Raw genomic sequence first — 21,701 nt, forward strand, 5'->3', positions numbered from 1 at the left:
CCACTTACATCTACAATGACTTCTGCATTCCCGCCCTAAAACTGGTGCTTATATTCAATAGCATTCACTCAAGTATTCGTCCAATTAGGCTGATCGTGATGAAGCCTGTAAAGCCGCCTCAACAAAATGTAAATGATCAACACCCCAATATAACTCATCATCGACAAACCAACTTGGCGCCCCAAACACACCACGTGCAATGGCTTCTTCGGTCACCACTTTAAGCTCAGACTTTACTTTTTCATCTTCAAGCCATGATTTAACCTGCGCTACCTCCAATCCAAGCTCCTGCATCAATTGAATTAATTCATTGAGATCATTTAAATTGCGTGGCTGACCAAACATTGCGTTAAAAATACCCGTCAGTGCATTGAGAAATACTTCAGGCTGAAATAATTGGACTGCGGTTATCAAACGCATCAACTGCAAAGTATTGATCGGAAAATACGGATTCATCTGTACGGGTATCTGCCATAACTTTCCCCAACGTTGAAGATCAATCATGGAATAACGTGCCTTCGCAGGTACCGCCATTGGGCTACTATTGCCTGTGGCTTTAAACACTCCACCGAGTAGCATTGGCTTCCAGATCAGCTCGGCTTGATACTGCTGTGCAATCTGTTGAATGCGATGAAAACCGATATAACTATATGGGCTGCCGACATCAAAATAAAATTCAATGACTTTCATGTTTTTCGTCCTTTTTTTGCTTATTTTCCTAACTGATGTTACGCACGTAAAAGTAACATCGTATTTTTTAAATGATTTTTAAGCCGATTTGACGGAGTCTTACATCCAGGGTTTAAATAAAGGGATTAGCCTTCGGCTGGAGGTACTTTTGTTTCGGCAAAAGTACCCAAAACCATTGTCATCCGCAAAACTCGTTCACTAGCGTCTAATTATTCAAAGTATCGCAAAAACATTTTTGAATAGATGTAGTCCTGTCTCAAACACTTGCGGATGACCTTACCGCGTATCGTTCTTTTATTTGAATCAAATTACGCTTACCAGCGTTCCATCCACGGTCGCAGATCTAATTCATGCGTCCATGCATCTCGTGGTTGCTGTGAGAGATGCCAATAATTTTCTGCAATATGTACGGGATTTAAAATACCATCTTGCTCTTTTTTAGCATAAAGATCAGGGAATGTATCTTTGATAAAATCGGTATCAATTGCACCATCAACCACCACATGCGCCACATGAATATTTCTAGGCCCAAGTTCACGCGCCATGCTTTGTGCCAAGGCACGAAGCGCATGTTTTGCGCCAGCAAAAGCGGCAAAGCCTGCGGCACCACGAACCCCAGCCGTCGCACCCGTAAAAATAATTGTGCCAGATTCACGGCTCACCATGCGCTTCGCCACTTCCCGCCCCGTTAAAAATGCCGAGAAACATGCCATTTCCCAAATCTTGAAATATTTACGTGCGGTTTCTTCCAAAATACTACATGGCACATTGGCACCAATATTAAAGACCATGACCTCAATCGGGCCAATGTTTGATTCAATGTGCTCGATGAGTTCAATCACTTGCTCTTCTTTTCGAGCATCCGAACCAAAGCCAAAAGCAGTCCCTCCCTGTGCTTGAATTTCAGCAATTAAAGGCTGTAATTTGTCTGCATTCCGACGTGTCATACAGGCAATATAACCCTCTCGCGCAAAACGTTTGGCAATTTCACCGCCGGTTGCATCACCTGCACCAATCACTAAAGCGACTTTTGCTGAAGTCTTGTTGATTTGTTGCATAGTCTCACTCCATTGCTGTTTTATTTTTATTCCACGCTCATTTTATTTACGCGTCGGTTTTAAACCACACTTTATTAAATAACGATCGTTACTATAACGAATACTATGTTATGATTAATTTATCGTCAATCATAATTTTTTAGGGTCATGCACATGCGCTATAAACCCGAATACAAACAACAAAAACGACAAGAATTGCTCAACATTACGGGGCAAATTGCGAAAAAAAATGGCTTTGCTGCAACAGGTGTTGACAGCTTAATGAAAGCTGCAGGTGTAACTAGTGGCGCATTCTATTCACATTTTTCGTCAAAACAGGATTTACTCAAAGCATTGGTTGAATATGAATTGCAGCAAAGCTTTAACATGTGGCAAAGCAACCCGCATCATAATGCAGCCGACTGGATTAATTTTGAATTAGACCGTTACTTAACCCCTTCCCACCTTGAACATCCTGAACAAGGCTGTGTTTTGCCGACACTTGCGACCGAAGTAGCTCGTGCAGATGACACGATTAAACAGGCCTATGAAAAGGAATTACTGCGCGGTCATGCTTTATTTAGCGCACATTTGGCGAGTGAAGAAAAAGCTTGGGCCATGATGTCCCAATTGGTCGGTGCGGTTTTAATTGCACGGGCAATGCATGATCCCGAATTACAAAAAAGCATTTTGCAGGCCAATAAAATGATCATTCAAGATTATTTAGCTGCACACTCAGCTGCATAAGTGACGATTATTTTATGTGATCCTTCATGTAGTTATGCGATTAAACTCTTCCGATAAACTGTCAGCTCCCTTTGGCTTAATTATTCAATATCCGTATAAGGTTGCCAATTTTTATGCTTTTCAATCGCTTAAAGATTGGGCATAAATGGCACAATTCAAATAAAGTCCTCTTTTCAAGGTTCTGACGACTGTGTATAACAATGAGCCATTAAAGGAAAATGATAAGCATAGGCAAAGAACGCAAAAAAACGTTAGACTATGCAACAATCAATGCAAGTAAATGTCATTCGAGACAAACAAAAAGGTGAAGATTGATGCCGCTCAATACTGTTGAAGAGCTCGTAGCTGATATTCGTGCAGGAAAAATGGTCATCCTGATGGATGATGAAGATCGTGAAAATGAAGGCGACCTTGTTATCGCTGCGACCCACGTACGCCCTGAAGATATCAACTTCATGATTACGCATGCGCGTGGTCTTGTGTGCTTAACGCTCAGCAAAGAGCGTTGCCAACAGTTAAATCTACCACTCATGGTAGATGCCAATGGTGCACAGCACGGCACCAACTTTACCTTGTCGATTGAAGCAGCAAATGGCATTTCAACAGGCATCTCACCTGCTGAACGTGCGCACACCATTCAAACGGCGGTGGCAGCACATGCTAAACCGGCTGACATCGTACAGCCAGGCCATATTTTCCCGCTGATGGCACAGCCTGGTGGTGTCCTACACCGTGCAGGCCACACTGAAGCCGGTTGTGATTTATCGCGTTTAGCAGGTCTTGAACCAGCTTCGGTGATTTGTGAAATCATCAATGAAGACGGCACCATGGCACGTCGCCCTGATCTTGAAGTCTTTGCTGAAAAGCATGGCTTAAAAATGGGCACGATTGCGGACTTAATTCACTACCGCATGACCAATGAGCAAACCGTTGAGCGCATTGATCAACAAACTTTAGATACTGAATACGGTACTTTTGAATTGTTCCGTTACCGTGAAATTGGTAACCCAGACATTCATTTGGCACTGGTTAAAGGCGAACCAAAACAAGGCATAACCACAGTCCGTGTACATGGTTTCAGCCCGGTTCGTGACTTATTAAAACTCAATAAACAAGATGGTGCTCCGGCGTGGAATCTCGATAAAGCACTCAAAGAAATCGCATCCAGCGATCGTGGTGTTTTAGTATGGATTGGTCAGCGTCATTTACAGGACTTAGGCCCTGCTTTAGAAAATTTAACTGCACCGAAAAATGTTAAATCCAATGCGGCACTGTCTCAGCAGTATCAAACCATTGGTGTGGGTGCACAAATTTTACGTGATTTAGGCGTGGAAAAAATGAAGCTACTCAGCTCTCCACTACGCTTTAATGCACTATCAGGTTTTAACTTAGAAGTGGTGGAATACATCACCGCAAATCAAACATCAGAGAAATAATCGAGGTTGCTATGGCAGTTCGCCGTATTGAAGGTATGTTACATCTCGCGAACGAAGACCGTTATGCGATTTTAGTTGGTCGTTTTAATAGCTTTGTTGTTGAACATTTGCTAGAAGGTGCCGTTGATACATTGAAACGTCATGGCGTATCAGAGGATAATATCACTGTTGTTCATGCACCGGGTGCTTGGGAACTTCCTGTGGTTGCAAAAAAACTTGCAGCTTCAGATCGTTTCGATGCCATCATCGCGCTTGGCGCAGTGATTCGTGGTAGCACGCCTCACTTCGATTTTGTTGCTGGCGAATGTGCCAAAGGTTTAGGCGTTGTTGGTCTAGACACTGGCTTACCAGTAATTAATGGTGTATTGACTACGGATAGTATTGAACAAGCGATTGAACGCTCAGGTACAAAAGCAGGCAATAAAGGTAGTGAAGCTGCCTTGACTGCTATTGAAATGGTTAACTTGTTAAAGGCTATTTAACGCTATGTCGCAAACACTTCAAGCAACTTATGCAGCAAAACGTAAAGCACGTCGCTTTGCTGTACAAGGAATTTATGAATGGCAAATGAGCCGCAATCCTGTCCATGAGATTGAAGCACGTACACGTGTGGATAATGCCATGCATAAGGTCGACCTCGGCTATTACCACGAGTTATTGACCGAGGTTGTTGCCAATCATGAAGTATTGGATGCGCTTTTAATCCCTGTACTCGATCGTGAAGTAGACGCTTTAGATGGTGTTGAACTTGCAACACTTCGTCTTGGTGCATATGAACTCAAAGAACATCTTGAGATTCCATATCGCGTCGTGTTAGATGAAGCGATCGAGTTAGCTAAACATTTTGGCGGTGCAGACAGCCACAAATACATCAATGGTGTATTGGATCGTTTAGCGACTACATTGCGTGCAGCAGAAAAACAACAAGCTAATTAATTTTTTAAGTAGTACGTTGTATGGCTGAGTTCTCGATCATTGATACCTATTTTAATCGTCAGAATATCAATTCTGTCGATTTAGGGGTCGGTGATGACTCAGCCTTGCTCACCCCTCCTCCACAGCAACAATTGGTCATCTGTGCCGATACACTGGTTGCTGGGCGTCACTTTCCCCTCGACACAAACCCACATGCCATCGGCTGGAAATCTGTTGCCGTCAATCTCTCTGACATTGCTGCAATGGGTGCCAAACCACACAGTATTTTATTGGCATTGAGCCTACCCCAAATTGATCATGACTGGCTCAAAGGCTTTAGTCAGGGTTTATATGATTGTTGCGATCAATTTGGTGTGAGTTTAATTGGTGGTGATACCACACAAAGTCCTCATCTGACGATTTCAGTCACAGCCCTTGGCTGGGTAGAATCAGGACAAGCTGTCCCACGTTCAGGTGCCCAAATCGGTGATTATATCTGCGTCAGCGGACAAGTCGGTGATGCTGCATTTGGCTTAAACCATTTAGGTCATCGCTTACAGCGCCGTTTAGATTATCCCACACCACGTTGCTTACTGGGGCAACAGCTCAAAGGCTTAGCCAACAGTATGATTGATGTCTCTGATGGGCTCGCACAAGATTTAGGACATATCCTCGCCGCTTCAAACGTCGGTGCAGAAATTGAATTAGATCAACTTCCTATCGATCACGATGTAAAACAATTACAACAAGAAAAGCAGTGGCAATACGCCCTCGCGGGTGGAGATGACTACGAGTTATGCTTTACAATAAGTCCGCAGAATTATAAAAAGCTTCTGCAACTAGAATTAGATGTAAACATTAGTAAAATCGGTCAAATCACCCCAAATTTGGGAATCCGTTATAACAATCACGGTGTTGACCAAGTCATAAAATTTAAGGGATACCAGCATTTTGCATAAGCCAGCCATTAACTTTAAATCCATGTCTTGGTTTAACCGAGTCATCGCCTTTTGTGGCGTGGGATTTGGCTCGGGTCTTGCACCCAAAGCACCGGGTACCTTTGGCTCTGCTTTTGCTTTGTTGTTTATTCCAGGTTGGCTTGCAATCGGCTTTTTCAACTCCATTATAGTCATGATCCTCATGTCGATTATTGGGATCTATATTTGTGGTCAAACCGCCAAAGTCATGGGTGTTCATGATGATGGCCGCATCGTATGGGATGAATTTGCCGGTCAGTCCATTACCTTCCTCCCAATTTTATATCTTGGGCAAATGAACTGGACTTGGGCATTGATTGGTTTTGCTTTATTCCGTTTATTTGATGTCTGGAAACCGTGGCCTATTCGTGTCATTGACCGTCAAGTCGGTGGTGGCTTTGGCATCATGTTCGACGACATTATTGCGGGCCTTTGGGCCGCGCTTTGCATCTGTATTTATTTTTATATTTTGTCTATGTAATAGAAACACCTAGGATTAAACATGTCTACTAGCGTTATTATTCTTGCTGCAGGTAAAGGGACACGTATGCGTTCTCGTTTACCCAAAGTATTACAACCACTCGCAGGACAACCTCTACTCGGCCATGTCATCAACACTGCGAAAAAACTAAATGCAGAAGAAATAATTACCATCTATGGGCATGGCGGTGAATTGGTTCAAAACGCGTTTGCACATGAAAATGTCAAATGGGTTGAACAAGCAGAACAATTGGGTACAGGCCATGCAGTCAAAGTGACTCTGCCTGTCCTAGCAAAAACCGGGATTTCTTTGATTCTCTCGGGTGATGTGCCTTGCATCACTGAAGCAACATTACAAAAACTATTAGATGCATCTGCTCAAACCGGCATTGGCTTAGTAACGTTAACGGTTAATGATGCGACAGGTTATGGTCGTATTGTACGTGAAAATGGCAAAATTCAAGCCATTGTTGAACACAAAGATGCCTCTGAAGAACAACGTAAAATCAAAGAATTTAATACCGGTATTTATGCCGTAAGTAATGCCAAATTACATGAATGGTTGCCAAAATTAAGCAACAACAATGCGCAAGGTGAATATTACCTGACCGATATCGTTGCTATGGCAATTGCTGACGGTCTCGAAGTGGCATCTGTTGAGCCAGAACGCGCTTTCGAAGTGGAAGGTGTCAATGACCGTGTACAATTGGCTGCACTTGAACGTGAATTTCAAGCATTCCAAGCTAAACAACTGATGCAACAAGGCGTTCACCTGATTGATCCTGCACGTTTCGACTTACGTGGTACATTGACTGTTGGTCAAGATGTCCGTATCGATATTAACGTGATTATTGAAGGTGATGTTGAACTCGGTGATAACGTAGAAATTGGTGCAGGTTGTATCATTAAAAACACCAAGATTGCGGCAGGTACTAAAGTTCAACCATATAGCGTTTTTGACAGCGCCATTGTTGGTGAAGACGCTCAAATTGGTCCATTTGCACGTTTACGCCCAGGCGCAAAATTGGCCAATGAAGTGCATATTGGTAACTTTGTTGAAGTTAAAAATACCACTGTCGGCTTAGGCTCAAAAGCCAACCACTTTACCTATTTAGGTGATGCAGAAGTCGGTGCAGGTTCAAACATTGGCGCAGGCACCATTACCTGCAACTATGATGGCGCAAACAAATTTAAAACCATTATTGGTGACTCAGCCTTCATCGGCTCAAATAGCTCATTAGTCGCTCCTGTCACCATTGGTCATGGTGCAACAGTGGGTGCTGGCTCAACCATTACACGTGACGTGGCAGACAATAGCCTTGCGGTAGAACGTTCGAAGCAATTTGCCAAAGAAAACTATCAACGTCCCCAAAAATTGAAGAAATAAGAGGATTAAATTATGTGCGGTATTGTCGGTGGCGTTGCAGAACGTAGTATTACCAATATTTTAATTGAAGGCTTAAAGCGTCTTGAATATCGTGGCTATGACTCTGCGGGTTTAGCGCTGATTAATAAAGGCCACGTTCTACGTGAACGTCGCGTAGGTAAAGTTGCAAATCTTGAACAAGCCGTTGAAGAAGCAGATATTGCAGGTTCGGTCGGTATTGCACATACGCGCTGGGCAACCCATGGCAAACCGACTGAAAATAATGCCCATCCGCATATTTCAGGCAATGTGGCTGTTGTTCATAACGGTATTATTGAAAACTATCAAGAGCTTAAAGATGATCTTGAAGCGCTTGGTTATGTTTTTACCTCACAAACCGATACAGAAGTTGTCGCGCATTTAGTCAATGACGCTTTAAAAACCACTCCGAGTCTTTTAGAAGCGGTTAAAAGTGTCGTGCCTCAACTCAAAGGTGCTTATGCACTGGGTATCGTACATACCGACCATCCTGATGAATTAATCACGGTGCGTGAAGGTTCACCGCTTGTGATTGGTGTCGGTATTGGTGAAAACTTTATTAGTTCGGATCAATTGGCACTTTTACCGATTACCAACCGTTTTATCTACCTTGAAGAAGGTGATATTGCACGTTTGACACGTAATACCATTGAAGTATTCGTCGATGGTAAATTGGTGAATCGACCAGTCAAAGAGCTTGATGCGACTGTCAGCAATGCTTCAAAAGGTGAATATAAACACTATATGCTCAAAGAAATTTATGAGCAGCCTGAAGCGATTAAGCAAACGATTTCACAAGCATTAAATGGTAATGCGCTTCGTGATGATTTCCTTGCCAATGCAGCTCAAGATTTCAGTCAAATTCAACAAGTGCAAATCATCGCTTGTGGTACTAGCTACCATGCCGGTATGATTGCCAAATATTGGTTTGAACAACTGATCGATGTGCCTTGCCAAGTCGAAATTGCCAGTGAATTCCGTTATCGCTCGCCTGTGATTGTGAATAACACACTGTATGTTTGTATTTCTCAATCAGGTGAAACAGCCGATACTTTAGCTGCACTGCGTGATACGCAAAAGCGTGCAGCAGCGAAAAGCTTGAATATCACCACCATGACCATTTGCAACGTGGCAACCTCGTCGATGGTCCGTGAAACCAACTACAGTTTGTTGACGCTCGCAGGCCCTGAAATTGGTGTTGCTTCGACCAAAGCATTTACCACACAGCTTGCGGCATTAATGCTATTGGTATTGAAAATTGGTCAAATTAAGCAAAGCATTTCAACTGACCGTGTTTCTGAAATTATTGCAGCGCTTTGGCATACACCAAAAGTGATTTTAGATACTTTACAAAATAATGCTGAGATTCTACGTCTATCAGAATTATTTGTTGAAAAAAATCACTGTCTATTCTTGGGTCGTGGAACTGAGTTCCCTATCGCCCTTGAAGGTGCTTTAAAACTCAAAGAGATTTCATATATCCACGCAGAAGGTTATGCGGCTGGTGAATTAAAACATGGTCCATTGGCACTGGTTGATAATGATATGCCTGTGGTGATTCTTGCTCCACAAGATGACATGTTGGATAAACTCAAATCGAATATGGAAGAAGTGCAAGCGCGTGGTGGTGAATTGTTTGTTTTTGCAGATGAAAACAGCGGCATCAAAGCGAAAGATCGTCAACACGTGGTTTATGTGCCAAGTGTGAATGAAATCTTGTCACCAATCGTATACAGCGTACCCGTGCAATTACTCTCATACCATGTTGCAGTGCTGCGTGGAACAGATGTCGATCAGCCACGTAACTTGGCGAAGTCAGTGACGGTGGAATAATAATTTTTGATCAAGGGCTGGAATTTCCAGCCCTTTTTTCTATAGTTGGAAATAAACATGACAATGCTAACTTGTTTTAAAGCCTATGATATCCGCGGCAAACTCGGTACAGAACTCAATGAAGAGATTGCTTATAAAATCGGTCGCGCTTATGGGCAAATTTATCAACCTAAAAAAATTGTGGTTGGCTGCGACATCCGCCTAAGCAGTGAAGCTCTAAAGCAAGCCACCATCAAAGGTCTGAATGATGCAGGTGTTGATGTTTTAGATTTAGGTTTGACTGGGACTGAAGAAGTCTATTTCGGTGCATTCCATTTGGATGTGCAAGGCGGTATTGAAGTTACAGCCAGCCATAATCCAATGGATTATAACGGGATGAAGCTGGTTCGTGAAAATGCCCGCCCTATCAGTGCAGATACGGGATTGAAAGACATTCAAGCGCTGGCAGAATCTGGGAAATTTATCGATGCAGCACGCAAAGGTACGACCGAAAAATACAATGTACTGCCTGAATTTATAGAGCACCTCATCACTTATATTGATCCTGCAAAAATCCGCCCGCTCAAACTGGTGGTGAATGCAGGCAATGGTGCAGCAGGCCATGTGATTGATGCCATTGAAGAAAAATTTAAAGCACTCAATATGCCTGTTGAATTTATTAAAATTCACCATGAAGCAGATGGCACATTCCCCAATGGCATCCCCAACCCCATCTTGATTGAAAACCGAGACAGCACAAGTAAGGCTGTACTTGAACATCAGGCAGACATGGGCATTGCATGGGACGGAGACTTTGACCGCTGTTTCCTCTTTGACGAAAAAGGGCAATTTATTGAAGGCTACTATATTGTAGGTCTATTGGCACAAGCCTTTCTGCTGAAGCAATCAGGTGAAAAAATTGTGCATGACCCGCGCTTAATTTGGAATACCTTAGATATTGTTGAACAGTATCAAGGTCAAGCAGTACAGTCAAAATCTGGGCATGCATTCATTAAAGACGTTATGCGTGAACATAATGCGGTTTATGGCGGCGAAATGTCTGCACATCATTATTTCCGCGATTTCGCATACTGCGACAGCGGCATGATTCCATGGCTTTTAGCGATTGCGGTATTGTCTGAAACCAAGCAAAACCTATCTGCACTCGTGGAAGATATGATTGCCAAGTTCCCTTGTTCCGGTGAAATCAACTTTAAAGTGGCAGATACTCAGGTCACTATTCAAAAGATTTTTGATCATTTTGCTGATCAAAAACCTGAGATTGATGAAACTGATGGCATTAGTTTAAATTTTGGCGAATGGCGTCTAAATGTCCGTGCATCAAATACAGAACCTCTATTGCGTCTAAATATTGAAAGCCGCGAAGATCAAAATCCAAAACCGATGCAAGAATATATTAAATTATTGGATCAAATCATTACAAAATCATAATATTTATAATAAAAGAAAAGGTTAGATTAGATTACTAGCCTTTTCTTTAACTTTGAGCATCCATATGAAAAATTTAATTGTTTGTCTTATTTTTTTTCAAGTAATGCTTACTGCTTTGAAGTTTACCAATTTATTAAATGGAAAAATTTTACTAATGGTAACGGCGTCTTAATTTCTGATCCAAACCAGCTACAACAGTACTTAAGTACACAGAATATTAAACCCATAGATGTTGTCTATCATAAAAGATTCCTTACAAATGGAATCCCTGATGCTCAAAAGATTAAAATTATTGCTGATAAAGCTTCGAAATATCCAAATATCCCAATATCATTTGATATTGAAGTTGGAAACAGATTTCAGCCTCAAACCGTTCTTCCTATTGTTCAAAAAACTCTCGAGCTTTATCATCAATTTGGAGGAAAGGCGCCAGTTGGTGTCTACGGAGTACTCCCCCAAGGACTACCCCGTACTGAAATAGTAAATAATAAGATACGCCAAAAATTCATAAATTTGAATCAACGCTATGAAGCTGTTGCTTCTCAAGTTAATTTTCTAAATCCTGTTATATATAACTTTAATATTAGAAACTTCAATGATTGGAAAAATCGTGTTGACCTACAAATCAGTGAAGCAAAAAAATATGCCCAAAAGTATGATGTAAAAATTATTCCTTATTTTTCTATCACATATATTACCAAAGAAAAAGGTCAAGAAAAAATTATTGAGCCTCTTTCTGAGCAAGAAGCATTAAGACGGCTCAATTATATTAAGTCAAAAGGAGTTGATGGGGTTATTATATGGGATACAAGTGTCGGTAAATTAAAGGACTCAAGTCCCCCTATATTTAATTCGCAACAAGGAAGTTCTAAAGCACTGCTAAATTTTAGTAAGGCTAATTAAAACCATTCGGATTTTGCTTTTGCCAGTTCCAGCTATCCTTCAACATATCTTCTAAACCATATTGAGGCTGCCAATCTAACTCTGCGATAGCACGGGCATTATCAGCAAATGAAGTTGCAACATCACCTTCTCGACGAGGTACATATTCAAATGGTATCTCAACACCATTTACCTTCTCAAAAGTATCCCGAATTTGTTTTACTGAAATCCCATTGCCAGTGCCAATATTCCACGCACGGCAGCCTGTAGCATTTAGGCGATTGTTTAAGGCGCATAAATGCGCATTCGCTAAATCTACAACATGTATATAGTCACGTACACCAGTTCCATCTACCGTATCATAATCATTGCCAAAAATTGACAACTTATCACGACGGCCGACTGCCACCTGTGTGACATAAGGCATCAAATTATTGGGTATCCCTTGTGGGTCTTCACCCATTTGACCACTTTGATGTGCCCCTACAGGGTTAAAATAACGCAGCAAAGCGATTGACCAGCGCTCATCTGCAGCCGATAATTTTTCTAGTAATTGCTCGACAATCAGTTTGGTATAGCCATAGTTATTACTTGGCATACCTGTAGGCATGGTTTCATTCAAGGGTGAAATATTGGCTTCATCATAAACGGTTGCCGATGAACTAAAGACCAACTTAAAGACTTGAGCACGCTCCATCGCTTTAACTAAGCTAATAGAACCTGAGATATTATTTTCAAAATATTTTAGTGGCTTTTTTTGGCTTTCACCCACAGCTTTTAAACCTGCAAAGTGAATCACAGCATCAATAGAATGATGCTGAAAAATTTGATCTAAAATTTGCTGATCGAGAATATCACCTTCAACAAAATCTAATGTTTTAGCTGCCAACGCTTGAACACGTGCTAAGGATTCGACAGAACTGTTGGACAAATTATCCAGTACAACAACGTCATGCCCTGCGCTCAAAAGTTGAATACAAGTATGTGAACCAATATAACCTGCACCACCTGTTACTAAAATTTTAGCCATTGGTTTTTCCTAATAATATTTGTAGTAAGCCTTGCGTTGAACCATCTAAATCCGCAATATCCTTTCGATCACCATTTAATATTGGAAGTAGCTGATTGGCAATTTCCTTACCTTTTTCTACACCCCATTGATCAAACGGGTTAATGTTCCAAAGCACCGACTGTACAAAAACTTTATGTTCATACATTGCAATCAACATGCCCAAACTATATGGATTTAGCTCTTGCAATAAAATGGTTGAACTTGGTTGATTGCCTTCATATTGTTTATATTCCGGCAAATCTTGTACTTCTTGTTGATTTAAAGCTTGATTACCAAATGCCAGTAAGCGCGATTGAGCCAAACAATTGGATAAGGCCAAATGATGCTGTTCCACCAGCGCCTCTGCATTATCGACATAGGTAAATTGTTGTGCCTGATAGCGCTGCACTGGCGCAATAAAATCACAACTCACTGCTTGACTACCTTGATGCAACAATTGATAAAAAGCATGCTGCGCATTGGGTCCCACTTCTCCCCATATAATCGGACAAGTGTCTAGATCTACTTTTTTCCCATCGCGTTGAATCGATTTACCATTCGATTCCATTTCTAACTGCTGCAAATAAGAGGCGAAATATTTCAAACGCCCATCATAGGGCAGTACTGCATGAGTCTGAATATCAAGGAAATTATTATTCCACGCACCCAATAAGCCCATTAATACAGGAATATTTTGTTCGAAAGGTGCCGTCTGAAAATGCTGGTCTACTGCATATGCGCCAGCTAACAGTTGTTTAAAGCCATCAACACCAATTGTCAGTGCAATCGGTAAACCAATACATGACCAAAGTGAATAACGACCGCCTACCCAATCCCAGAGCAAAAATTGGTTTTCGGCTGCAATACCCCATTCTGTCATTTTATCTGCTTTGGTAGATACGCCAATAAAATGATGCTTTAAAATTTGTGATTCTTGTCCAAGTGCTTTTTCGAGCCATAAACGCACTGTTTGCGCATTGGATAAGGTATCAATGGTCCCGAACGATTTTGAAGAAATAATAAACAGCGTGGTTTCGGGGCGAAGTTGATGCAATAAATCTGAAAGCTGACTACCATCAATAGTTGAAACAAAATGTACATCGAGTGGCTTATGTGTGGATTTTTTGAAATCAGATAAGGCATGACTCACCATCAGTGGTCCTAAGTCTGACCCTCCGACACCAATATTGACCACATCTTGAATGACTTCACCCGTTGCGCCGCGGCACTGGCCAGCATGAATTTTTTCTACCAAAGCATACATACGCTCAAGTTGTGTATGCACTTGTTCTGCTAATTCAGGATGAGACTGATCATCTTTAGGTAACCGTAGCGCCCAATGCATGGCTGCACGCTGTTCGGTATAGTTAATTTCTTCAGTAGAAAATAAACGCTTTATCCACGACGTTAAATCTTGTGTCTGTGCCCACTGGACTAGATTTTTGACAACGGGCTGATTGACTCTATGTTTACTAAAATCAAAAACCACCGGCTCTAAAGGCACAGAGAATTTTTCGAATCGCTGAGGGTCTTCAGCAAAGAGTTCTGTTAAATGCTTATTTTCAAATTCAGTTTTCAAACTATGAAGACTGCCTAAAACTGAATCTAAATGTTCGACCGTATAGGGTTGAGTTTTCATAGCCATTAACGTCCTACCCCCATATATGCAAAACCTTGAGACTTCACATATGCTGGATCATAAATATTGCGCCCATCCAAAATAAGCGGATGCTGCATGGTTTTAAGCAATTCGGTATAATTTGGACTCCAATATTGTTTCCATGCAGTCAATAAACACAAAGCATGTGCATCTTGCACTGCCTCATATTGCTCTGTGCAATATATAAGATCAGGTCGCTCACCATATATTTTTTTAATTTCTTCCAAGGCTTGAGGGTCGTGTAATTTAACTTTTACACCTTGAGCCCATAGTGCTGCCAACATGGCATGAATAGGAGATTGTCGCGTACTGGAGGTTTTTTCTTTAAATGCAGCGCCCCATATTGCAACAGTTTTCCCTTTTAAATCACCATGATAATAATTCCATAATTTGCGGAATAAAACTTCTTTTTGCTGCTCATTAATTTCCCAAACTTGAGCTAGTAATTGGCTATTTGCACCAACACCTGACACCGTATGCGTTAGGGTCTGAATATCATGTGAAAAATTTTCTCCACCAAAGCCTGCACCCGGATAGAGATAAGATCCACCAATACGGTTATCCGCAGCCATCCCCTGACGAACTGACTCAATATCAATGCCTAATTTCTCAGCAACCATTGCCAAGTCATTGATATAACTAATTCGTGTCGCCAACATGCCAGAGATACTCAACTTAGTAAATTCAGCATCTAAAATGGGCATAAAAAGATACTGCTGCTGACGTGGGAATAAAGGGCGTAAGAGTTCCTTAATTTTAATTTGAGCAACATCCGATGCAGCCCCAACAATCAACTGCTTGGCTTGGGCAAAGCTTTGTAACGCGTTTCCTTCCTGAATCATGTCGGGTAAATAGACCCACTCATCTTCATGCAAAATTTTTACAAACTTTTCTGTACCATGCAGTCCTAAAGTAGACGCATTGATCATCAATTTAGGGTGAATAATGGGACGTTGTTTGATGTTTTGAAGAATTTCAATACATTGCTTTTCTTCGGCAGGGTTAAAACTGAAGAAATAGGCATCTGCATCTAAAGGAATATCATTAAAGTCGCAGTATTTTAAAAAACTACTTTGTTGTTTATTGAGTAGATTTTTTACAGCTTCATCTTGTATATACACATGTTCGCTTTCATACATTTTCAGTGGTTCATACCAAAAAACGTGATGACCGCATTCTGCTAGCAAAGCAGCAAATACACCTGAAAAAAGTGTTTGTCCAAAAACTGCAACCTTCATATCAATCTCTTTTTATAGTTTTAGTTCTTTGATCAGCGCTTTAAATTCCTCACCTAATTTTGGATGGTCTACGCCATAATGTAAAACTGCTTTGAGATAGCCCAATTTACTACCGCAATCAAAAGTTTGACCTTTCATCCGATAGGCTTCCACTGTATCGGTCGCTTGCAAAGCTGCAATTGCATCGGTCAGCTGAATCTCATTACCTGCCCCTTTAGGCGTGTTTTCAAGTAATTGCATAATTTTGGCAGGTAAAATATAGCGGCCCACTACCGATAAATTTGATGGCGCAGTGCCGACGGCGGGTTTTTCCACGATACCTTGCATTTGAATGCTATGCCCTTCGGCAGGTGTAGAAGCTACATCCACAATTCCATATTGATCCACTAGATGATCAGGTACAGCTTCCACCATAATTTGTGATGCATGGCTTTCATCAAAACGTTGAATCATTAAACTCAAATCATTGGTTTCTGATGAATCTTTTACAAGAACATCTGGTAAAAGCACGGCAAAATCATCATCGCCTACTACAGCTTTGGCACACAGTACAGCATGACCTAAACCAAGTGGCTGAGGTTGGCGCACACTGATTACACTCACATGTGGCGGTAAAATTTCGGTAATCTCTTTGAGTAAATCAAATTTCTTTTTATTTTCTAGGGTGGTTTCTAGCTCAAAATTTCGATCAAAGTAATTTTCAATCGAAGCTTTTGAAGAGTGGGTGACAAGAATAATTTGTTCAATACCAGCAGTAACTGCCTCTTTTACAACATATTCAATGGCTGGACGGTCAACCACTGTGACCATTTCTTTGGGTATAGACTTGCTCGCCGGTAAAAAACGTGTACCTAAACCTGCAACGGGGAGAATAGCTTTTTTGATCATATGATTCATTGTGATAAAAATAAATTATTTACGAATTGATTCAGACTGAGAATTATTTTGGCTTGAAAAACGTACAGCTCCAACCTCTTGATCAGGAGCATTAATACCTTCTTTCTTTAACATGACTTCAACAGTCTTAAACATAATTTTGAAATCTAGGAGAAGAGAGTGTGTATCAACGTACTGAACATCTAAAGCAAATTTCTCTTCCCAAGAAAGATTATTACGTCCACTGACTTGTGCAAGTCCGGTCATACCGGGCTTTACTTCATGTCGTCGCATTTGCTCAGCGGTGTAGTGTTCCAAAAAATCTTTCATTTGAGGACGCGGTCCCACAATACTCATATCTCCTTTTAGAACATTAATCAGTTGAGGCATTTCATCTAGGCTGGTTGAACGCAATTTATGGCCAAAAGGAGTGATTCGCTGATCATCCGGTAATGGGTTACCATGCTTATCAACAGAATCAAGCATTGATCTAAATTTTATCATTTTGAAAATTTTAGCATTCTTACCAGGACGTTCTTGGTAAAAAAAGACTGGCGAGCCTAAATTTTTACGAACTTTGTAAATAACAAATATGAAGATAGGAGATAAAATAATTAAAGCAAATAATGCAATAAAAATATCTAATAAGCGTTTCATTTCTCCCCCTTAGGTTCAAAAAAACATATTTGATTAATCTACTTTTTAAAAATTAGATTTTGTTGAATCTTTACAAATTATAATATAATAACTTCTAAAATTACAATTTTAAAGCTTTTGAGAGCACCTTGAACTTGCTTCTTATTATACCTCTAATTGCATAATGAGAGAAATAATAAATACTTTTTAAAATATTAAGCTTTTCAATATTTCTGTATAAGTGCCAATTATATTGAGCTGCTTTTAATTTATTGGCAGATATAGAGTCTGATCGAACGGTGTAACTAGCTAAGTCTTCAGGTACACAATATGCCTGGTCGACTTGTTTTAATATCTTTAACCATAAAGCAAAATCTTGACGTTTACGAATTAATGGAAAATAAACCTTCCCAAGTCTATGGGTATCATAAATGGCAGTCAAACAACCAATGAAACACGTTTTTAACAAATTATGATAATTGGTTTGCGTAGGGAAATGTAACTCCCCTATCAATTCACCATTTTCATTAACCTGATGATATTTCGTATATGTAAACGCATATTCATTTTTAAGCATAAAATCCAACTGTTTTTCTAGTTTTTCAGGATGCCACGTGTCATCGCTGTCTAAAAAAGCAATAAAGCGACCTGTTGCATGCTCGATTCCTGTATTTCGCGCTACGGCCGCACCTGAATTTTTTTCTAGTTTTATTAATTTTATTCGTTGGTCTAATTGAGCGAAAACATTAACAATAGAACAAGAATCATCACTTGAAGAGTCATCAACTACAATTAATTCAAAATTTGAATAACTTTGTGCTAAAACTGAAGTAATAGTTTTTCCAATATAAGCCTCGGCATTATAAAGCGGAGTAATAACAGAAACTAAAGATGATATACTCATTACTTTATCCTATGAATTAGATTTAATCTTGTTCCGAATAATCTCCAGAGCAATTTCTTTTGAATATATTTTACTTTCAGCTAAAGCGTTACATTTAAGCGCCAGTAATTTATCTTTATCATCTACTAATTGACCAACCACTTCATAAATTTCTACTGCATTTTTAACTTCTACTAAAAACCCTGTTTTACCGTCTTTTACAAACTCAGGAATTTGCTTCCAGCGTGTTGCAATAACCGGGACACCAGAAATATATGAATCGATTACTGTACCAGGAAATCCCTCCCCTTGATAATATGTTGGAAAAACAAGAACATCATATTTACTTAATACTTTATGAACATCCTTACTATTTACCACCCCTTTATATTTAATAAATTCATATTTTTTTAATTCTTTTTTTAAAACGTCACAATATTTTTCAGCGATCGGACCATAAATATCCAAGGTAACAGGCGTAGAATAAGGGTCTTTTTGCAATAACTCTGCATATTCAAACATAGTATCCAAACCCTTTTCCTGCATTACTCTAGCCATAAATACAAGAGACAAACTATTTTTAGATACTTCTAACTGATCTGCAGTTATATTAAAATCATGATCGCGAAAATTAGGAATAATATCAACGTTATGAAAATTAATTTTGCTTAAATTTTGTTTCAGAAAGTTAGTTTCAACCAATATACAAGGTAATTTCTTAAGCATTGATTTTAACAAAGGATGCTTTATAACAAATTCGTACAACCACCCTCCAACTGCAAGCATATAAATCTTGTTTCTAAAAATAGAGGTCAACATAAAAATTAGAGGAAAAATATATTTAAGATTACTCTGTCCTGGCAAGTAAAAAATTTTGTCTGACCGAATAATCATCTTAATTAGAGAAAACAAATATAACTTATTTTTTTTTAATGACTCAGTATCAAAGTATGAGACATCAGCATCTATTTCCAATCTAATCAATTCATAAACTTCACGAGTTTTAATCGTTTGTCCATCCAATTGATTAGTATCATAACCAAAATAACCGATAACAGCACTAGACATCACATCTCTCCAACAATTTAAGAATAAAAAATAGAGGACTCAAAACAAACAAAATAACCTTAAAATCTTGATTATAAATCATTAATAAATAAAACCTCTCCAAATAAGTTGATAATAAATAGAGAGCTAAAACATGAAATATAACCCTCTCACTTAATGATAAGAATAAAAAATCAATACATTACACCAATACATTAATATTTTAATACTTTTTTAGAAATTTTGTAATTGGCCGTTCAACACATATATAGGATAAGCTTCCACCAACAAGTGTAACCAATAGTGCTAAAATCGCTATTACATTTGCATCCAAAAATGTCAAATACATAGTTCCAAACTTATAGGAAGTTGGGATGGTAAATACTTGTATTAAATAAATGCTATATGACGCATTTCCCAAATGAAGCAACAATTTATTCTTTATTATAGGTAAATATAAAACACTAAGTACAATAAAAAATGCCGGCAATCCAAACAATAATACTCTATGTAACTCATAAGGCAATAATAAAAATACGTACAACAGAGCCAAACCAAAACCAAAAACTAGAAAACCTTGTGATTTCAGAAACCCACTTAGATACAATTTTGCAACTAGCATTCCAAATAAAAACTCATATATTATAAAATCAATATTTTTTAATAATGGTAATAACAAAATAAATAGCACCGGAATAATAAATCTATATTTCAACTCGGAAAATACCAAAGAAATTGAAAAGACCACATAAAAAAGCATCTCATACTCTAACGTCCATCCTACATATAGCAAAGGATGCTTACTAAATACCCACTCACTAGAAAAAAGAAATGAAGATAAAATAAAACTCTTATTTGGTTCAAACTCTCTAAAAGCTGATGGGATTAATAAATATAACATCAAGAGCAATACTGAATAAAACCAATATATTGGCACAATTCTAATAACTCTATCCTTAATAAATTTTACAGGTGATGTACTTTTATTATGCTGTGTATACACCATAATAAAACCACTAATAACAAAAAAAATATCAACACCACTTCGTCCAAATGAACCTGTTAAACCAAGTATTTCAGATGGAATCTTATAAGACTCCCCAGCAATTGCAATATGAAATATAACAACAATTATTGCTGCAAATGCCCGCAGGACTTGTATATTATTTAACATGTTTATTATCCAAATTTAAATCAGTGGTCATATCTAATTGAAAATGTTGACTCTCTCTGTTTCGCACTTATTGATTTTGCATACAAGAAAAAAACCACCAACAATAAAAGCTTATTATATGCAATAGCCAGTAAGATTACTTCAGCTTTGTAGTGCAGAAGGAATGACAATAAAACCATTAATACAATTATTATTTTTTCATCTAAATTATTAATTTTTTTACAAGCATATGCTGAAAAAATAATAAAGAATAGATAGTAAATAAATGAGTTAATAGCACCATAAAACAATGCAAACCGCATATATCCTGCATCGGTATTCATATAATAGTAAATACCATTCATATATTTTGCATCTCCCAATAACCATTGTTTTTCTGTAAGTGGGAAATACATTGTTTCTAAGTGATCAGTTGAACTTGAACTAAACTCACCATAGTCAATATAGTTAAAAATAGGCTCCATACTATAATTATAAAATGTTGCTAAAGCTTGATGTTCGATCACGGTATGTCGCAAGCTGATCAAAAATGAAAATAGCAATACAAAACCACATAAAGTTAAAGTAGCTAATCTTAATATTTTTATTTTTTTAAAGTATAAAGTCCACAAAAACAACCCCATAAACATACCAAGCATTGCAACCCGCCCCGCACTAATGGATGCAACTAAACCCAATGAAATAACAATAAAGAAATATCTACCATTAATATAACCTTTTTTATAACTGGCGAAGGTAAGTAAGAGAAACAATGCCATGACAATTGAAAAACCAAATGCACCACTATCTGCAATACCCAATCCACGAGCACCAGAATAAGCACCCATCATACGCTCTACAACATTTTCATCTTTGGTATAGGTTGTAATAAAATTGGCAATGTCTGAATTTAATAACATTAAAACAACAATTAAAGATTGAATTAAAAAAACAATAGATAAGAAAACAAAAAATTGCTTTTTAGTATAGTTTCTGAAAAAATATATACTTAAAATGTATGTTGCAACAACTGATATTATTAAATTAGTTTTTGTTATCAAAAGTTTAAAATCATATGTTCCTGCCATGACAACCCAAGTCAAACAAACAAGATAATCATAAATAAGAAAAGCCATCAGAAAGAAAAATAACTTATCGGCCTTAACTAAATATTTTCCATAAACAACTATACCAGCAGCAACAATAACAGCTGTCAATATTTGCGCCAAAGAGCCTAGCGGGGTTTTCATACCAAAAAGAAAAAAGAAAATAATAAAAATCATTAAATAATTTTTACTATTTTTAAAGGTTGAGCCCATAAACA

The 21,701-nt window shown here is 38.7% G+C and carries 21 protein-coding genes; 10 read left to right on the top strand and 11 right to left on the bottom strand.

The genetic code is table 11. The annotated features are described in order from the left end of the window. Nucleotides 1-84: 84 nt before the first annotated feature. Nucleotides 85-690: a 2-hydroxychromene-2-carboxylate isomerase gene (locus FTU06_RS09845; RefSeq protein ID WP_180146311.1), complete on the bottom strand. Its 606-nt coding sequence runs from the start codon at nucleotides 688-690 to the stop codon at nucleotides 85-87. Between the two features lie 314 nt (nucleotides 691-1,004). Continuing rightward, entirely contained in the window at nucleotides 1,005-1,748 is a 744-nt protein-coding gene (locus tag FTU06_RS09850) for an SDR family oxidoreductase (protein ID WP_180146314.1), read from the bottom strand. Nucleotides 1,749-1,901: 153 nt separating this feature from the next. On the opposite strand from FTU06_RS09850, the gene FTU06_RS09855 reads away from it, so the two are divergent. The 10 genes from FTU06_RS09855 to FTU06_RS09900 all read left to right on the top strand — a co-directional run bounded on the left by FTU06_RS09855 (nucleotide 1,902) and on the right by FTU06_RS09900 (nucleotide 11,854). Continuing rightward, nucleotides 1,902-2,474, top strand: coding sequence for a TetR/AcrR family transcriptional regulator (locus FTU06_RS09855; RefSeq protein ID WP_180110829.1), 573 nt, complete (start codon nucleotides 1,902-1,904; stop codon nucleotides 2,472-2,474). Nucleotides 2,475-2,788: 314 nt separating this feature from the next. After that, complete coding sequence (gene ribBA / locus FTU06_RS09860; protein WP_180026167.1) at nucleotides 2,789-3,910, top strand: bifunctional 3,4-dihydroxy-2-butanone-4-phosphate synthase/GTP cyclohydrolase II; 1,122 nt, start codon at nucleotides 2,789-2,791, stop codon at nucleotides 3,908-3,910. Between the two features lie 11 nt (nucleotides 3,911-3,921). Further along, entirely contained in the window at nucleotides 3,922-4,392 is a 471-nt protein-coding gene (gene ribE, locus FTU06_RS09865; RefSeq protein WP_067765591.1) for a 6,7-dimethyl-8-ribityllumazine synthase, read from the top strand. 4 nt (nucleotides 4,393-4,396) lie between these two features. Continuing rightward, nucleotides 4,397-4,846: a transcription antitermination factor NusB gene (gene nusB / locus FTU06_RS09870; protein WP_180065119.1), complete on the top strand. Its 450-nt coding sequence runs from the start codon at nucleotides 4,397-4,399 to the stop codon at nucleotides 4,844-4,846. A gap of 20 nt (nucleotides 4,847-4,866) precedes the next feature. Then, complete coding sequence (thiL, locus tag FTU06_RS09875) at nucleotides 4,867-5,784, top strand: thiamine-phosphate kinase (protein WP_180146317.1); 918 nt, start codon at nucleotides 4,867-4,869, stop codon at nucleotides 5,782-5,784. A 22-nt stretch (nucleotides 5,785-5,806) separates the two neighbouring features. Further along, entirely contained in the window at nucleotides 5,807-6,283 is a 477-nt protein-coding gene (locus FTU06_RS09880) for a phosphatidylglycerophosphatase A (RefSeq protein ID WP_180146412.1), read from the top strand. Nucleotides 6,284-6,304: 21 nt separating this feature from the next. Next, on the top strand, nucleotides 6,305-7,669 hold the full coding sequence (gene glmU / locus FTU06_RS09885) for a bifunctional UDP-N-acetylglucosamine diphosphorylase/glucosamine-1-phosphate N-acetyltransferase GlmU (protein WP_180073532.1): 1,365 nt from the start codon (nucleotides 6,305-6,307) through the stop codon (nucleotides 7,667-7,669). A 12-nt stretch (nucleotides 7,670-7,681) separates the two neighbouring features. Beyond that, complete coding sequence (gene glmS, locus FTU06_RS09890; protein ID WP_180146320.1) at nucleotides 7,682-9,520, top strand: glutamine--fructose-6-phosphate transaminase (isomerizing); 1,839 nt, start codon at nucleotides 7,682-7,684, stop codon at nucleotides 9,518-9,520. Nucleotides 9,521-9,577: 57 nt separating this feature from the next. Further along, a complete protein-coding gene (locus tag FTU06_RS09895; protein ID WP_180146323.1) occupies nucleotides 9,578-10,951 on the top strand; it encodes a phosphomannomutase CpsG in 1,374 nt (457 codons plus the stop codon). A gap of 81 nt (nucleotides 10,952-11,032) precedes the next feature. Then, the gene (locus FTU06_RS09900; protein ID WP_180146326.1) at nucleotides 11,033-11,854 is read left to right on the top strand and encodes a hypothetical protein; all 822 of its coding nucleotides are present in this window, start codon (nucleotides 11,033-11,035) and stop codon (nucleotides 11,852-11,854) included. Here FTU06_RS09900 and galE read toward each other — a convergent pair. The 9 genes from galE to FTU06_RS09945 form a co-directional block, all read right to left on the bottom strand. Beyond that, on the bottom strand, nucleotides 11,847-12,863 hold the full coding sequence (galE, locus tag FTU06_RS09905; RefSeq protein WP_180146329.1) for a UDP-glucose 4-epimerase GalE: 1,017 nt from the start codon (nucleotides 12,861-12,863) through the stop codon (nucleotides 11,847-11,849). The genes FTU06_RS09900 and galE overlap by 8 nt on opposite strands. Next, the gene (gene pgi, locus FTU06_RS09910) at nucleotides 12,856-14,523 is read right to left on the bottom strand and encodes a glucose-6-phosphate isomerase (protein ID WP_373684703.1); all 1,668 of its coding nucleotides are present in this window, start codon (nucleotides 14,521-14,523) and stop codon (nucleotides 12,856-12,858) included. Before pgi ends, galE begins: the two co-directional genes overlap by 8 nt. A 5-nt stretch (nucleotides 14,524-14,528) precedes the next feature. Continuing rightward, the gene (locus FTU06_RS09915; protein WP_180146335.1) at nucleotides 14,529-15,782 is read right to left on the bottom strand and encodes a nucleotide sugar dehydrogenase; all 1,254 of its coding nucleotides are present in this window, start codon (nucleotides 15,780-15,782) and stop codon (nucleotides 14,529-14,531) included. A 12-nt stretch (nucleotides 15,783-15,794) separates the two neighbouring features. Beyond that, entirely contained in the window at nucleotides 15,795-16,670 is an 876-nt protein-coding gene (galU, locus tag FTU06_RS09920) for a UTP--glucose-1-phosphate uridylyltransferase GalU (protein ID WP_180146338.1), read from the bottom strand. A gap of 24 nt (nucleotides 16,671-16,694) precedes the next feature. Further along, nucleotides 16,695-17,315, bottom strand: coding sequence for a sugar transferase (locus FTU06_RS09925; protein ID WP_180146341.1), 621 nt, complete (start codon nucleotides 17,313-17,315; stop codon nucleotides 16,695-16,697). A 100-nt stretch (nucleotides 17,316-17,415) separates the two neighbouring features. Continuing rightward, nucleotides 17,416-18,198, bottom strand: a complete 783-nt coding sequence (locus tag FTU06_RS09930; protein WP_180146343.1) for a glycosyltransferase family 2 protein — start codon at nucleotides 18,196-18,198, stop codon at nucleotides 17,416-17,418. Between the two features lie 9 nt (nucleotides 18,199-18,207). Further along, nucleotides 18,208-19,245: a glycosyltransferase family 4 protein gene (locus FTU06_RS09935; RefSeq protein ID WP_180146346.1), complete on the bottom strand. Its 1,038-nt coding sequence runs from the start codon at nucleotides 19,243-19,245 to the stop codon at nucleotides 18,208-18,210. A 202-nt stretch (nucleotides 19,246-19,447) separates the two neighbouring features. Then, the gene (locus tag FTU06_RS09940) at nucleotides 19,448-20,398 is read right to left on the bottom strand and encodes an acyltransferase (protein ID WP_180146349.1); all 951 of its coding nucleotides are present in this window, start codon (nucleotides 20,396-20,398) and stop codon (nucleotides 19,448-19,450) included. 20 nt (nucleotides 20,399-20,418) lie between these two features. Further along, nucleotides 20,419-21,696, bottom strand: coding sequence for a hypothetical protein (locus FTU06_RS09945; RefSeq protein WP_257234381.1), 1,278 nt, complete (start codon nucleotides 21,694-21,696; stop codon nucleotides 20,419-20,421). Between the last annotated feature and the right edge of the window lie 5 nt (nucleotides 21,697-21,701).

Source organism: Acinetobacter sp. YH12052 (assembly GCF_013419835.1).
GTDB classification, from domain to species: domain Bacteria; phylum Pseudomonadota; class Gammaproteobacteria; order Pseudomonadales; family Moraxellaceae; genus Acinetobacter; species Acinetobacter amyesii.

Coding starts and splice junctions, on each gene's coding strand:
- FTU06_RS09935 (WP_180146346.1), bottom strand. CDS start 19,245: ATGTCTAGTGCTGTTATCGGTTATTTTGGTTATGATACTAATCAATTG.
- galE (WP_180146329.1), bottom strand. CDS start 12,863: ATGGCTAAAATTTTAGTAACAGGTGGTGCAGGTTATATTGGTTCACAT.
- glmS (WP_180146320.1), top strand. CDS start 7,682: ATGTGCGGTATTGTCGGTGGCGTTGCAGAACGTAGTATTACCAATATT.
- FTU06_RS09845 (WP_180146311.1), bottom strand. CDS start 690: ATGAAAGTCATTGAATTTTATTTTGATGTCGGCAGCCCATATAGTTAT.
- FTU06_RS09945 (WP_257234381.1), bottom strand. CDS start 21,696: ATGGGCTCAACCTTTAAAAATAGTAAAAATTATTTAATGATTTTTATT.
- FTU06_RS09850 (WP_180146314.1), bottom strand. CDS start 1,748: ATGCAACAAATCAACAAGACTTCAGCAAAAGTCGCTTTAGTGATTGGT.
- FTU06_RS09925 (WP_180146341.1), bottom strand. CDS start 17,315: ATGAAACGCTTATTAGATATTTTTATTGCATTATTTGCTTTAATTATT.
- FTU06_RS09855 (WP_180110829.1), top strand. CDS start 1,902: ATGCGCTATAAACCCGAATACAAACAACAAAAACGACAAGAATTGCTC.
- FTU06_RS09930 (WP_180146343.1), bottom strand. CDS start 18,198: ATGAGTATATCATCTTTAGTTTCTGTTATTACTCCGCTTTATAATGCC.
- FTU06_RS09895 (WP_180146323.1), top strand. CDS start 9,578: ATGACAATGCTAACTTGTTTTAAAGCCTATGATATCCGCGGCAAACTC.
- FTU06_RS09915 (WP_180146335.1), bottom strand. CDS start 15,782: ATGAAGGTTGCAGTTTTTGGACAAACACTTTTTTCAGGTGTATTTGCT.
- galU (WP_180146338.1), bottom strand. CDS start 16,670: ATGATCAAAAAAGCTATTCTCCCCGTTGCAGGTTTAGGTACACGTTTT.
- nusB (WP_180065119.1), top strand. CDS start 4,397: ATGTCGCAAACACTTCAAGCAACTTATGCAGCAAAACGTAAAGCACGT.
- pgi (WP_373684703.1), bottom strand. CDS start 14,523: ATGAAAACTCAACCCTATACGGTCGAACATTTAGATTCAGTTTTAGGC.
- glmU (WP_180073532.1), top strand. CDS start 6,305: ATGTCTACTAGCGTTATTATTCTTGCTGCAGGTAAAGGGACACGTATG.
- FTU06_RS09940 (WP_180146349.1), bottom strand. CDS start 20,398: ATGTTAAATAATATACAAGTCCTGCGGGCATTTGCAGCAATAATTGTT.
- thiL (WP_180146317.1), top strand. CDS start 4,867: ATGGCTGAGTTCTCGATCATTGATACCTATTTTAATCGTCAGAATATC.
- ribE (WP_067765591.1), top strand. CDS start 3,922: ATGGCAGTTCGCCGTATTGAAGGTATGTTACATCTCGCGAACGAAGAC.
- FTU06_RS09880 (WP_180146412.1), top strand. CDS start 5,807: ATGTCTTGGTTTAACCGAGTCATCGCCTTTTGTGGCGTGGGATTTGGC.
- ribBA (WP_180026167.1), top strand. CDS start 2,789: ATGCCGCTCAATACTGTTGAAGAGCTCGTAGCTGATATTCGTGCAGGA.